Origin of the sequence: Cupriavidus basilensis (assembly GCF_029335485.1) — a bacterium.
In the GTDB taxonomy this organism is placed as follows: Bacteria; Pseudomonadota; Gammaproteobacteria; order Burkholderiales; family Burkholderiaceae; genus Cupriavidus; species Cupriavidus basilensis_E.
This window is the reverse complement of the sequence record NZ_JARJLM010000006.1, coordinates 1-12,187: the sequence shown is the minus strand read 5'-3', so window position 1 is coordinate 12,187 and position 12,187 is coordinate 1. Positions and strand designations below refer to the sequence as shown.

10 protein-coding genes and 1 pseudogene are annotated in these 12,187 nt (G+C 62.0%); 6 read left to right on the top strand and 5 right to left on the bottom strand.

Annotated elements, in window-relative coordinates; genetic code table 11:
• Positions 1–13: 13 nt before the first annotated feature.
• Positions 14–1,912 carry a phospholipase D-like domain-containing protein gene (locus P3W85_RS00390; RefSeq protein WP_276263301.1) on the bottom strand — a complete coding sequence of 633 codons (1,899 nt, stop codon included), beginning with the start codon at positions 1,910–1,912 and terminating at the stop codon, positions 14–16.
• Between the two features lie 204 nt (positions 1,913–2,116).
• Between P3W85_RS00390 and P3W85_RS00385 the strand changes: the two genes are divergently transcribed.
• Positions 2,117–2,593, top strand: coding sequence for a PaaI family thioesterase (locus tag P3W85_RS00385; RefSeq protein WP_276263300.1), 477 nt, complete (start codon positions 2,117–2,119; stop codon positions 2,591–2,593).
• A 272-nt stretch (positions 2,594–2,865) separates the two neighbouring features.
• Here P3W85_RS00385 and P3W85_RS00375 read toward each other — a convergent pair whose 3' ends face one another.
• Positions 2,866–4,065 (bottom strand): integrase domain-containing protein, encoded by a 1,200-nt coding sequence (locus tag P3W85_RS00375; protein WP_276263299.1) that lies wholly within the window; start codon positions 4,063–4,065, stop codon positions 2,866–2,868.
• 1,192 nt (positions 4,066–5,257) lie between these two features.
• Between P3W85_RS00375 and P3W85_RS00370 the strand changes: the two genes are divergently transcribed.
• The 5 genes from P3W85_RS00370 (at position 5,258) to P3W85_RS45415 (ending at position 8,207) form a co-directional block, all read left to right on the top strand.
• Entirely contained in the window at positions 5,258–6,277 is a 1,020-nt protein-coding gene (locus P3W85_RS00370; RefSeq protein WP_276263298.1) for a PRTRC system protein D, read from the top strand.
• Positions 6,274–6,564 carry a hypothetical protein gene (locus P3W85_RS00365; RefSeq protein ID WP_276263297.1) on the top strand — a complete coding sequence of 97 codons (291 nt, stop codon included), beginning with the start codon at positions 6,274–6,276 and terminating at the stop codon, positions 6,562–6,564. The genes P3W85_RS00370 and P3W85_RS00365 overlap by 4 nt, the downstream gene beginning before the upstream one ends.
• An 82-nt stretch (positions 6,565–6,646) precedes the next feature.
• Positions 6,647–7,183: a hypothetical protein gene (locus P3W85_RS00360; protein ID WP_276263296.1), complete on the top strand. Its 537-nt coding sequence runs from the start codon at positions 6,647–6,649 to the stop codon at positions 7,181–7,183.
• Positions 7,180–7,635, top strand: a complete 456-nt coding sequence (locus tag P3W85_RS45420; RefSeq protein WP_430869464.1) for a CFI-box-CTERM domain-containing protein — start codon at positions 7,180–7,182, stop codon at positions 7,633–7,635. The genes P3W85_RS00360 and P3W85_RS45420 overlap by 4 nt, the downstream gene beginning before the upstream one ends.
• Positions 7,632–8,207: a PD-(D/E)XK nuclease family protein gene (locus P3W85_RS45415; protein WP_430869463.1), complete on the top strand. Its 576-nt coding sequence runs from the start codon at positions 7,632–7,634 to the stop codon at positions 8,205–8,207. Before P3W85_RS45420 ends, P3W85_RS45415 begins: the two co-directional genes overlap by 4 nt.
• Positions 8,208–8,360: 153 nt before the next feature.
• Here P3W85_RS45415 and P3W85_RS00355 read toward each other — a convergent pair whose 3' ends face one another.
• The 3 genes and pseudogenes from P3W85_RS00355 to P3W85_RS00345 all read right to left on the bottom strand — a co-directional run.
• The gene (locus P3W85_RS00355; protein ID WP_276263295.1) at positions 8,361–9,152 is read right to left on the bottom strand and encodes an HNH endonuclease; all 792 of its coding nucleotides are present in this window, start codon (positions 9,150–9,152) and stop codon (positions 8,361–8,363) included.
• A 14-nt stretch (positions 9,153–9,166) separates the two neighbouring features.
• Entirely contained in the window at positions 9,167–11,161 is a 1,995-nt protein-coding gene (locus P3W85_RS00350) for a hypothetical protein (protein WP_276263294.1), read from the bottom strand.
• A gap of 16 nt (positions 11,162–11,177) precedes the next feature.
• Positions 11,178–12,187: pseudogene (locus P3W85_RS00345) on the bottom strand (hypothetical protein); the annotation flags it as partial.

Below are 12,187 nucleotides of genomic sequence, written 5' to 3'. Positions count from 1 at the left end.
CTGGGGGCCGGCGTCAGTCTGAGCCGAGATACTTCGGCAGGGACGGGGCCTGCATGCTGGTGGGCTTCTGCCAACTGGCGTCAGTGCGCAGGAAACCGCTCCAAGGACGCTTGCCGTCGTGCTTCAGTTCCGCCTGGACGCCGCGGAAACGGTAGTGTTCGTAGAGGTCCAGCACATGCACCATGTAGGCCTGCGCCAACGCGGGGTTGCGGCGCACGATGACCAGATTGTCGTCGTTGGCGTAGGAGGCCTTGTAGCCCAGGTTATGGCTGCCGGTGACCACCACGCAGTCATCCTCGGAGAGCGGGTCGATCACGAGGATCTTGTCGTGGATGATGGCATTGCCCGCGCTGAGCAGTTCGCGCTCGAAGTTGCCCACGATGTCGCCGGCGTTGAGCGCATTGGCGCGCACGATGTGCACGCCGTTCTCCTCGAACAGCGAGGGCTGGTAGTGGGCATCCTGCGCATCGCCGCTGTTGTCGTCGCCACCATTGGCGCGGTCTTGCGCGCCGATGTAGTTCGGCATGGCCATCGGGCTGCTGATGGCACCATACACCAGCAAGCTGGTGTCCTTGCGGCCCATGTCGATCGCCTCCTGAACAATGCTGGTCGCGCCTTTCAGGCTGGGCAGGAAGACGGCAAAAAAGATCGCCTGCTTGGCGCTGCGGATGAAGCCGTAGACCTCGTTGAGGTCGGGCGGCAAGGCCGGGTTGGAGGATGGTTTGTTGGCTTGGCGGGTGTTGGGTGACTTCCACAGCCGAACGGCACCTTGGCTCAGGGTGAGCGCTGGAAGTGCTTCGGCGTTGGTGCTTCGCAGCGGCTCGCCTTGCACGTTCCGCGTTGGCGCCGAGGTGGGGTCCGGCTGCTCGAAATGCCTGGTGTCGTCACGCAGAGCATTCCAGTACTGCAGAAACTGCGCTGCCAGACCGGGGTGCTGCGCCACATAGCCGTTGTTGCTCTGGGCGCACAGGCCGTTCTCGGTCCAGTTCGTGCTGCCTGACAGAACCGCTTGTGGCTGTCCCTGAGGACCCACGTAGACGGCGAACTTGTTGTGCCCGATGTGGCCACTGTTGTTGAACATCCGGTCGTGCATCTCGGCCAAACCTGCGCTGTGCAGGGCTTTGCGAGCCGGATCATTCTCCGTGTCCCACTGGTCGGATTTCTTGTCGAGACTGGTGTTCGACAGGATCAAATGCACCTGGGGCGCATGGTTCACGATGAGCTGCCGCAGCAGGGGGTCGGTCAGTTCGTAGAGCGCGAGATACAACTCGCCACCGCCTTGGAGGCGATCAAACATGCTCTTCATCATTGCCGGAAGATCGCCAGCGAGGTAGCTGCGGATCGGGCTGTCCAACTTGACGATCTCGGCCTTCAGGTCGTCCTTGGTCGGCACATGACCCAGGGTCTTTTCCATCGCGTGGGTCAGCCACTGCGTGGAGAGGATGCCGCTGTTGAATGCTGCCTGAACCTCGCCGAAGTCGCCCGTGACCTTGACGTTGGCGGTTTCGATGCCCTGGTCGAGGTAGCCCAGCGGCAGCGGCGTGCCGGTGTACTGTGCCTCGGCGGGAGCCGGTATGGGCTGAAGATCGTCGCGCATCCGGGCCACAGGTCGGATGCGGTATTTCACAACCGGGTCTGCGGGGCGCAAGCTCGCCTCGTCCCGGCGCTGACGCACCGTGAGGTCGCGCCAGGTGAATTTCTGCACCGGCCATACCGACGTGGTTTCCGGCAACCAGTCGGGGTTGGACTGGCCTTCGAAGGCGACCCACGCGGCCAACGCGCGCTCGGTTCCGTCCGCGTAGATACGTGTGATCTCGAACCCGAGGCAATCAGGAATGGGCTGATCGACGGTCCACGCCACGTAGGCGACGGCGTTGTTGGCGTAAGCCCTGGCAGAGCGAATCACGGACATGGGATCCTCCTGAACGATGTGTTTTGTCAACGAATGCCACCATCTCGGCTACTCGATCCATCCTGCAGGCGGTTCGTGATGGCTTCGTGACACGCGCGTCTGAGTCGTCGCTTTCATGTGCATGCTGCACCAAGGAGATGTCCGGAAATGGCGTGCCAGCCGTCAACCGCGTTGCTAAGCTCGCGACAACCTCAAGGAGCGACGATGCACACCGCAAGCACAAAGAAGACCTTCGGGACTGTCAGTCCCGATACACGACGACAGATGACTGGCCTCGAATTCGTAAGAGGGCTGGTAAGCGGCGAGTTGCCTTTGAATCGAATGGCAGAGACCCTCGGCTACGACATCGTTGAGGCTGAAGAAGGGCGCGTGGTTATTACTGCGGCGCCCCGAGAGAGTCACTTCAACCCATGGGGCACAGTGCATGGTGGCCTCTCGGCTACGTTGCTTGATAGCTGTATGGGACTCGCCGTCCAATCGACAGTGGGCAAGGGTGTGGGTTCAACGACACTCGAATTCAAGATTTCGTTCGTTCATCCCATCACGATCGAAACCGGCTTGATCCGCGCAGAGGGGAAGGTCCTGAACTGTGGCCGCCGTGTCGGCACCGCAGAAGGGTGGATAAGTGATGCCAAAAACCGCCTTCTCGTGCATGGGACAACGACTTGCCTGATCTTTTAGATGCCTCCACAGTGAGGCCACGCCCGTTTCCGCCACGGCCTCTGCCAAGCAGCACGCAGACTACGACTTCTCGCGTTGCAGCCGGTACCTGCACCGACACGGCATCGCAAGCCGTATCGGCCGCAGGGGAATCGAGTGCAATGATCGCCCGGGCCGCACCCCATTGCCCAGCTTGCCGTCATGGCAGAACAAGACGTTGCTGGACTGGCAGCATTCCTTGTAGCACCTTGGAAAGGCTGAAGCCGACCTGTGGCCCGGGGCTCCTCTGGATGTTATGCGGGGCCTGCGAGGTCAGGCTCTGCGCCGGTTGGCCCCTTTTGGGGCTTACCGCGCATAGCCGCTGACGGACCCAAATAGGGCCCCGCTGCTCGAAGTCGCCTATGTCCAGCCATTTCAGCGACGGCCTGTCGGGCCGCACGATCCTTGTCGGGGAGCAGCGGACCACCGCCCCGTACAGGCGGCGCCTCGCCGTCCGCCTCATCCCCGAAACGCCTGATCAGAGCTTCATGGCGCAGGCCGTGGGCCGTGATCCCGCGTTCGCTGGCGGTGATGCCGAACTTCTCCATCACGTAGTCGAAGCGCCGAAGGTTGCGCCTCAGGTCGCGGCCAGGGTCGCCCAGGTGTCCATCCTCGCTGTCCACGACCGCGCGTGCGAAGTCGAGCGCGGCCATCCCCGCCGCACTGTCGACCGCTACGAAGCGCAGTCGTCCCCCCTTGCTTCCCTCCTTGATCCGCAGGTACTGGTCGGCCTGATGCTGTTGCGGTGAGAGCCCCGTGGCTTCGAAGGGAACGACGCAGCGGTGGGGGCGGAACATGACCGATTCCTTGCGCCGCAATCCGAAGGCCTGCATGAGCCGCAAGGACGCGCCGATATAGCGGTCATAGGCGCAGACCTCGGCGATCAGCGCATCGATGTTCACGCCCTGGGCCGACCAGCTTTTGTCGCGCTGTGCGTATTCATGGCGCTGGTACTCCTCGGGCCGCAAGCCGTAGTCGGCAGGCTTGCGGATGAAGCCGTGCTTGCCGGTCCACATTGACAGGCCTCGCAGGAAGCTGAGGTAGGTCTGGATGGTGGCGGGCGCGAGCTTTTGCGCCTGCCACACCTTGACCATGGCGCGGATATGCCGCTCACCCAGGTTTCTCGGGTCGGGCAAGGTCTTGAAGCCGGCCTTCACTTTGAGATCCCGGAAGAAGCGCCGCAGGAAGTCGGCGCGCTCTTGCCGAGTTTTGTGCGAGACGCTCTTGTTGAGCGAGGTGTGCTGGCTGTTGAAACATTCGAGCAGGACTTCCAGCACCTTCAGCGGGTCGGCCTTGCCGGGTTTGAAGCGGGCAAGGATTACAGAAGGCGGGAGGTTCGCCCGGTCCTGGCGTCGGGACGGTTGCAAAGCGGCGGCGCGTCCCAGGCCCGCAAAGCCCTGCACACGGCGGCGGGTTGGCGGGCGGATAGGAGAGAAGTCGTTGGCGGTGGACATGGCCATTCCTTTCAATGAACGCCGTACAGCCGTCCCGGCGGCGCACAGCACAAACAGGTGGAATCCGTGGAATGAAGGGCGAGAGGGATTCCGGCGTCTCGCCCGTCCGTGGTCGACGTGCTCCGGCAGGGCGCGCGACCACGAGCACGCCACACCTACCCAAGGGTTTGCCGGTGACGCCCACTTGGGCGCAGGCACCGGCTCGGTCCGTCTTAAAAATGAACACGGTGATCCATCCGATCACGCATTTCTGCGCTCTCGGGGTTGGGGATGCCGCCAGCCTCAAAGGGCATGGCTCGACATCAGCACGCAGGTCAAGCCTCGTGGAGTCGATGGATCAGTTCGGCGAGTTCGTAGCGTCATCCACCTGCATGGGTCCGCCCCTGACCGAAAGTCCAGGGCGGTGCCAGGTTCACGAGCGGGGACACACGGGGAGCCCAGAGAGGGCAAGCACAGCCGTGTGCGGCGCGAAGTGCGCGTGCTCGAAGGATGACGGGGACGGTGGTTCGGCATCGGGTGCCAAGCCAACCAGTAGCTCGAAGCTCCGGCGCGTCCTCGGGGAACGCCCAGCGAATAACCGCTGGCAAGCCGGAAGTCGGCACTACGAGATGAAACGCTTCGGGGCAGGGCCTTGAAGGCCGCGCTCAGTCCGACTCAACAGGTCGGGGCTTGAAGGGCGGGTAACGTCCGCAACGCCTTTTGCTCCGCCATGGAGCTGGCCAGGAGGCCACGGGAGTCCACAGTTAACTCCTCTGCGCCGATGGCGTCAATGCTCGCCACCGCTTTTCCACTCAGTTTCCCGCCGTTGCGGGTGGCCCTTGAAATCGGGGTTTGAGGGGCGCTTATTTTTCGAACGATGGTGAAAGCGAAGCGCCGCGAGGGGTTGACCCGCATCGTTTTGGCCTCTGGTTCCGACCGTCGAGGTCTCGAACGCGATAGCGCGGGTCGGCGCGGTGTGTCGCTCGAAATATGCCCTTGACAGGCTGAGGTCGGGTGCGACCGTAAGTCGACACGGAGCCGCTCCAGCGCACCTGCCGGAACCTGTCGACCTACAGCAGGACTGCATCGCACTGCATTGGCAGATCGGGTCGAACTGAGGTCGAAAGGCTGGCCAGAAAGTTGGGATTCCGTGTGGATGTCCGGCCTCGACACATCGAAGCTGGGGCTTTCAACGACGAATTGGAGAACCCTTATGGACCTGACGGTCAGAGCGGTGGATGTCGGCTTCGGCAACACCAAGTACATCAGCAGCGTCGTTGGCGGCGAAATCCGCTGCGCGAGCTTCCCGTCCCTCGCGTACCCCAGCATGCGCGATCCATCGGTCCATCCGGGCTATGAGCGCCGCAAGACGGTCGTGATTCCGCTCAACGGCTTGTTCTACGAGGTTGGCCCCGAGGTCGAGCTCGCGGCCGACACCTTCCGCGCGACGCAGATGCACGACCGCTACATCGAGACGCCGGAGTACATGGCGCTGCTGCGCGGCGCACTGGCCATGATGAAGGTGAGCGCGATCGACTTGCTGGTCGTGGGCCTTCCCGTGGCGATGCTGTCGAGCAAGAAGGCCTCGCTCGAGAAGGCGATGACCGGAGCGCACGACGTCGGCGGCGGGAAGAGCGTCACGGTCCGCAAGGCCCTGGCCGTGGCCCAACCGCAGGGCGCGCTGGTCGATTTCGCGGTTCAGCACAACAAGACCACCACCATCGAGCGCGAGCAGAGCCTGATCATCGACCCGGGTTCGCGCACCTTCGACTGGCTGGTGGCGCGCGGCATGCGCCTGGTGCAAAACAAGAGCCATTCGGTCAACCGTGGCGTGTCGGACATGCTGCAGGCCATGGCGGCAGAGATCAGTGCCGACATCGGTACGCCCTACACCGACATCGACGCCATCGACTGGGCGCTGCGAACCGGCAAGAACCCGGTCATCTACCAGAAGCCCTACGACATCTCGCGGGCGATGCCGATGGCGCATTCGATCGCCCAGCAGGCGGTCGCCTCGATGATGCGCTGGATCGAGGCGTCCTACAGCTTCCAGAACATCATCCTTGTGGGCGGCGGCGCCTACCTGTTCAAGAGGGCCGTGAAGGAGGCATTTCCAAAGCACCGGATCCTGGAGGTCAAGGATCCGCTGCACGCCAATGTCCGGGGCTTCCAGATCGCCGGCATGAACCACGTGCAGAAGCTCTTCGGCACGGGCCTGGGAGCGCAATCATGAGCGTCGTCCGTCAAACTCCGCTGGAGACCATCCGGCTGCTGTTCGAGCTGGACCGGGACGACAACCCCCAGCTATACGACGATCTGGTCCGGTTCCGGAAGGGTACGAAGCGGATCAACCGCCTCCGCTTCCTGGCCCACGAGGGGCTGATGGCCCACCTGCGGGTGGTTTCGCCCGCAGGGCCAGCAATGCTGCCGACAGGACCTGTCGCACTACCAAATGGCGAGGACGTGGCCGCCGTACCGGTGGCAGGGGACATCTTTGGTGTGCCGGTGACCGACAGGTAGCCCCCATGCGGCGGCTGTCGCACTGCGTGCCCTTGACGGCGAAAGTTCGTGCGGTATGCCGTTTTGAATCGTTGGAGAGAATATGCTTATTGACAACAGAGTACAGGTCGTCCACGGCTGCGTGGTCGCTGTCGCGCTGGAGCCGGTTCGCGGTGGCGCCGATCGCTGGGCGCGCTTCGAGCTGATCGTGCAAGGGGAGGGCAAGCCTCGTGCGCTGAAGTTCTCGGCGCCATCGGTCGCCGTGGCTGTGGGCGACGTCGTCAGCGCCGCACTGCTACGAGCCAGTCGTCTCTCAAGGGTGCTGGCTTTCCACAATCACACGACCCAAGAGGGCGTCGATTTGGTTGGCCGCAGCCGACGGTTGCGGCCGGATGGCTGGGATGCATTGATCGCCTCCGCCTGCGTAGCCGGCGCTGGTGGGGCTTTGGGATGGCATGGACTCTTGCTCCTGGTGCCTCTGGGCTGTGCCTATTGGCTGCTCACTTATGGACTCCCGACGGCCATCCGATCGCGGCTGAGCGGGCGCATCGCCTTTCTGATCAATCAGTCGTATATGCGGCACCCGCACGTTCGGCAAACAGCAGGCGCGCCAGGAGAGCGCAAGGGAGGTCAGCCATGAAACCGCGGCGGACTAGCGTACGGCGGGCGCCGACCGTCAGTGCCTCGGAGTTGGCGCAGATGGGGGTGTGCGAGCGGCTGGTGGTGTTCGAACATCGCTTGGGAAAGCGCAAGACGGTGGAACAGCAGTCTGCAAGTGAACGGGGAATCGCCGCTCACGCTCAGTTTTACCAGGAAGGGCTTGCAGACGCAGCCCGCAAGGGACGCTGCTACATCGCCACAGCCGTCTATGGGGAGGGCTGGCAAACCACGGCCCTGCGCTTTGTCCGTGACTGTTACTTGAGACCGCATTCTGCGGGACGCTGGATGATTGCCGCCTACTACCGCAGCAGTCCCGGTATTTGTCGGGTTTTGGAGCGTCATCCGTGGTGGTTGATTGGGGCGAGGTGGCTGCTCTACCCAGCCGCGTGGGCTGCGCACTGCCTCTATCAGCGAACAAGGAGGTCGCAATGAGCATAGTGACGGCCGTGACCGTTGTGTCTGTCCTGGTCGTTTGCGCCTGGTGCTTCCTTCGTTGGTTGATTCGGCAACGCTGGAGGCGCAATTTGCCGAGGGAGTTGCGCAACGCTCAACTGGTCTATGCGGAGAGGCTTTTCAGAGCGGTGGGGCAGGTCACGCTGACGGCCAGACTTGATCGCGCCTACCGGCTCCAGGACGGTTCGATAACGCTTCTGGAACTCAAGACCAGAGCCGTCCACCGCTGGTACCCGTCGGACGTGATAGAACTGTCGGCGCAGGCTTACGCTATTGCTGTAGAGACAGGTGAGAGGGTCAACCGCAACGCGTTCGTTGAAGTCCAGGGCCTAGACGGCCGGACGACCTTCCATCGGGTCGAGTTGTTGTCTATCGATGAAGTGGAGGCGCTGATCCTTCGGCGAAAGGCCCTGCTCGCTGGAGAGGCGCGCGCCCAGTACGCGTGCTCCATTCGTCTATGTCAGACGTGCGCATATTTTGACCAATGTGGTGGGAGGCCCCAATCAGGTTGGTATCCGAGGCGCGGGCCCAGAGTTGGGGCTCGCTCATGAGGGGCTTGCCCTTTCGATCATGCCACCCGTCTGAATGGGACAACGGTCCACTTGACGCCCGTCTCGCAGGCCAGCCAAGCCTCTATGTCCAGTCAAGCCAGGGGGGGGACGGTATCACTGACGGTATCGGCAGAATGCCCCGAAAACATGCTGTTATGCCTTAGTGGCTGCTTCCAGTGCTGCAGTAAATTGCTCACGATGAAGCCGTAGGTAGATGAGATGGCTATGTGTGATCCATCGCAGTCGCGATGGTTGACTAAGTCCAAGCATCGTCAGATCCCTCGCTGAGATCGTGGGTGCAATGAGCAGTTGGCCGGTGTCGTCAAAGCTGATCAGAAAACGGTCGAACAAAGCGTCCAGGTGGGCGCAGAGCAGGAAGCCATTGAATACGTCAAGCCGTTCTTCGTCGTTTGCGCAGTCGGTCCATGCTTTGGCGTGGCTTGCCCGCAAGATTTCCGTGACCGAAATTCCCGTGACGGCGCACGCATTGCCCCAGTAGTTCAGCATCGCTTGGCGATAGGCCTGCTGGCCGACACGTTGTCGAATCAGGCGTTCGATCTCGGTGTTTCGAATGCCATTGGTGGGCAATTCTTCTAGAGCAGCACGGACCTGAGCCTCAAAGTCGTGAGCAGGTTGATTCGGCAATGCACGGGCCAACGCTGCCGCGCGGCGCAGCATTTGGGCCAACTCGGATTCACCATGAGCCCAGAATATTGGGTCACTGATACGAGCGTCGGGGAAAGCGCGGGACAGCTCAACCGGCAAGGTGGGCGGCACGTCGAACAATTCCACCTGATACTCGTCACTCAGTGGGCTTAGGACGCGCACGCGCGCCGTATGGCGGGCCGAGGCCAGGATGACGGCACCAACGTCAGCAGACAGTACATTCTCGAAGCCATGATCGTGGCCGATTTTCTCAATCAGGGCTTGCTGCAAGGTGTTCATGGCTCAGCCGCTTATCAGGCAATTTGCGCTTGTCGCTCGCCAGCGAATCGGCGCCCGAAGAGCAAGCCGTCGTCGGAACTGGGATCGAGCGTCAAGCACACGAGATCTCCCTGTAGCGTGGGGGGCGGTGGCGTGGTCGTGGTGACGATGTACTGAAACGGCTTCTCATGGTCCGCATATTGCCCCTTCTGCAGGGCGTCAATCAGCAATAGGAAGTTCTCGTACAACCCCGTGCTCATGTCGGCCTCCCTGGGGCAGTCGTGGATAACAAGGCCGGGCAGTGCGCTTTCCGATCTAGGGCTGTCCAACATGCAAGCGACATCGCCAAGCAGTACTTCCAGCACGCGATAGGCTTCGCCGCCGCGCAGGGACAAGCGAAAAGGCCGGTTCTCGTCGCGAGGGTCGAAGGAGCCAAACGCCCCGTCGGGGAGCAACTGGCGTGTCAGACCGTCCGTAATATGGGCCAGTGCCTTTTCCCGTTCGGATCGGTCTTGTTGCAGCACGGCCAACCGGGTGCGCGCACTGTTCAACTCCTGTTCGATTTGAGCGCTTCTCTCCAGCGATGCATCGATTGCGATCTGCGCCTCGGTGGAGCCGGCAGACCGCTCCCAGCGTTCAAGCTCTTCCAGCAGTCCTGGCCATTTGTTCGCTTCCGTCTCCGCTGTCCGCTTGGCAAACCCGATCCTCTTTCGCGTAGCGTCCAACGACTTCTCGTTCTCCGCCAACGCCGCGATCTTCTTGTCCAAGTCGTTGACACGTGCAAGCGCTGCGCTGGCTCGTCCCGCGGACTCCGCCATAGCCTGTTCGAGGCTCTTTCTGTCACGCGCATCCCGTAGATTGGAGAACTGCAGCCTGTTCATTTCCTCCTGGATGTGTCGGCACTGTGAAAAGGGGAGATTCCCTTCTTCGCAATGCCCCGCCAATTGCGTGAGTTTCGCGAGCTGGCTGCCGATGGATCGAAAGGCCGCCTCGTCTTTTCGCCTGCCCGCATCGGCAAGGTCGTATTGGCCCTGCGCTCTGGCGCGTTCTTCCTTGACCAGCTTCAAGGTGGCACGCAGGTCGGCCACTGCCTGCACAGCTTCGTCGTGTCGAGATTCCCACTGTTCCAGAACTGCTGCTGATTTCTCGGTGGCTGACTTGATGCGTTGCTCTACCGAGTCACCAAAGAGGTCATTCGCACGGATGGGCAGGTCGCTCGGCAAATTTCCAGGTGCTCGCAGGCTCGATTCAATGCGACGCTTGATGAGAACGGGTTCTTGAAGAAGTTCTGCCGTCTTCTGTTTCGCCTGTTCCAGATCCTGTTCCAGGGTGGCGATCCGGCCCATGAGCTGAGATTCCGCATGGTCTAGCAGTCCGAGCACCGACCGCATGACGATGGGTGGATCTTGCCGGCCGCGCTGCAGGCCGGTGCCTTCGCCCTCACGCCAGGAGAAGAATGACTTGAAGCGCGACCCCTGATCCCGGCTGATCCAGGCCAGCACATGCTTCCATTCAATAGCCTGTCCCGTTTCCGGGATGTTGGGCGGCGAGACGGGGCTCATCATGTCGCTCGCGAGCTTCTTCAAGAAGGCTCGGTCGCTGCTTTCCGTGATACGGGTCCAAATATCCGCGGTGTCATCGCCAGCACACGCCACGCCTTCCTTGTGTGCATTGAAATAGCGGCACAGCGTGAAGGGCTGGCCGTCCACATGCAAGACGGCGATCACACCGCCCTGGGCAAACTCGCCAAAAAGTTCATCGCGCAGTTCTGTCACCGCTTTGGAGGGTTCGCCCAGGCAGAAGCGCAGTAGCAGACACAGAGAAGTCTTGCCGACGCCGTGACCGGCAGCGCGTGTGCCATGTGCGCGGCCAACCGCAGGTTCCTTGGCCCACACCAGATTCAGCCCGCGATGGAAAGGGACGGTGCGAACGACGTGCGCTTCGTCAGGCTCGCTGAAGATTACCAAGCGTTCGAACCACAGGCGCGGATGGCGTCTGTCGGTGGGCAAGTGCTGGGTCAGTTCTTCCATCGTGCTGCTCCTGTCGTCAGGCTCGTTTCACCGATGCGTCCGTGGATGGCGCGTCACTGGCGGAGGCGTTGACCGAGGCCTGCTCTACGGCCTGGGTCAATACCGCTGCGACGCGGACCGTTTCATCGTTCACCAGCACATGTGTGGGCATGACCGCGCCGGGTACGGCGACTAGCTGGTCCGCCTGCGATTCCAACCGGATCGCACCCATGGATTCCAGGTGGCGAAGCCAAGCATGAATGCGGTTGCCCGCGAGTCGGGAGTCGTCAAAGATGGAAGGGTGACGTTGCTGGAATCCAGTGACGACGTCGACGCCCTGCGCATCCGCGAAGGCGGCGAGTAATGGGGGATGACTGGCCAGCGCCAGCGCATCCGTCAAATTGCGGCGCGGCAAACGACCCCTTTGCTGAACCAGCGTGAGCAGCAGACCTAGCAGCCGGGCATCGACTTCGTCTCTGACGATGCCGTGGGCGGAATAAGAGGGCTGTGCCTGTTGCCCCGGTGGCGGGTTCAGAAGGCTGACATAGGGCTCGCCCTGGGCGTCGGCGAGTGTCATGCGATCAAACTCGCGAAGCACGAGGTTCCCCGTGCGGTACTCGCCGAACTCCTTTAACTCCTTGTTCTTGAGCACACGGAAGGTCTCGGAGGGGTAGTCCGCGCCCATCACGTCGGCGGGGTCGAGGATGTAGCGCAACTCGTCACGAGTCAGGCTGTAGAGCTTGGCGTAGCATGCGTCGAGTTCGGCGCGCAGCACAGCGCGACGCTCAGGGTCGAAGGTGAAAGGCGGGCCGTCGTAGCCGAGATCTTGCGCCCAGGGCGCGAGGTCGATCGCGGTGTAGGTCAGTTCGAGCACACGCGGGATGATGGAACTGAGGTCGGAGTCGGTATAGCGGCTGGGAGGCAATATTGGGAGTTGCTTCAAGTATGAATAGGTCAAGTGGGTACCTCCCACTTTGACTCGCGCACAAAAGTCCAGAACCAGCGAATTCAGGTTACCGAGCAGTGCTGCCATCGGCTGCGGTTGTT

Coding starts and splice junctions, on each gene's coding strand:
- P3W85_RS00365 (WP_276263297.1), top strand. CDS start 6,274: ATGAGCGTCGTCCGTCAAACTCCGCTGGAGACCATCCGGCTGCTGTTC.
- P3W85_RS00385 (WP_276263300.1), top strand. CDS start 2,117: ATGCACACCGCAAGCACAAAGAAGACCTTCGGGACTGTCAGTCCCGAT.
- P3W85_RS45415 (WP_430869463.1), top strand. CDS start 7,632: ATGAGCATAGTGACGGCCGTGACCGTTGTGTCTGTCCTGGTCGTTTGC.
- P3W85_RS00370 (WP_276263298.1), top strand. CDS start 5,258: ATGGACCTGACGGTCAGAGCGGTGGATGTCGGCTTCGGCAACACCAAG.
- P3W85_RS00355 (WP_276263295.1), bottom strand. CDS start 9,152: ATGAACACCTTGCAGCAAGCCCTGATTGAGAAAATCGGCCACGATCAT.
- P3W85_RS00360 (WP_276263296.1), top strand. CDS start 6,647: ATGCTTATTGACAACAGAGTACAGGTCGTCCACGGCTGCGTGGTCGCT.
- P3W85_RS45420 (WP_430869464.1), top strand. CDS start 7,180: ATGAAACCGCGGCGGACTAGCGTACGGCGGGCGCCGACCGTCAGTGCC.
- P3W85_RS00375 (WP_276263299.1), bottom strand. CDS start 4,065: ATGTCCACCGCCAACGACTTCTCTCCTATCCGCCCGCCAACCCGCCGC.
- P3W85_RS00350 (WP_276263294.1), bottom strand. CDS start 11,161: ATGGAAGAACTGACCCAGCACTTGCCCACCGACAGACGCCATCCGCGC.
- P3W85_RS00390 (WP_276263301.1), bottom strand. CDS start 1,912: ATGTCCGTGATTCGCTCTGCCAGGGCTTACGCCAACAACGCCGTCGCC.